Origin of the sequence: Streptomyces fildesensis (assembly GCF_016107395.1) — a bacterium.
In the GTDB taxonomy this organism is placed as follows: Bacteria; Actinomycetota; Actinomycetes; order Streptomycetales; family Streptomycetaceae; genus Actinacidiphila; species Actinacidiphila fildesensis.
This window is the reverse complement of the sequence record NZ_JAAIKO010000284.1, coordinates 1-274: the sequence shown is the minus strand read 5'-3', so window position 1 is coordinate 274 and position 274 is coordinate 1. Positions and strand designations below refer to the sequence as shown.

Sequence of the window (274 nt, the reverse complement as noted above, 5' to 3'; positions counted from 1 at the left end):
GCTCACCCCGCCAACAATCAAGACGTCTTTCTTTTCGCAGTGTGCCATCGCTCGTTCTGTGGTCTCCACCAGCATGGCAAACACTGTTTCCTGTTCAATATTATAGCCAGGTGCAGGTTCATTTGAGAGTTGCAAAACCCTTGCAAACCGATCCAGGCAATTGCCAACAGCAATATCAATAGTCTCTCCAAAAATCCTATACCTCCCCTCGCTATAAGCAATCACCTGTGTGTTCCCCCCACTAACATACAACACCACAGGGTCCTCTGCCCCG

Annotated in this window: 1 protein-coding gene; it reads right to left on the bottom strand. The window is 49.3% G+C overall.

What is annotated here, in order from left to right:
* Positions 1 to 255: hypothetical protein (locus tag C6N31_RS47370; RefSeq protein ID WP_498063733.1), on the bottom strand; the 255-nt coding region annotated here is incomplete at its 3' end.
* Between the last annotated feature and the right edge of the window lie 19 nt (positions 256 to 274).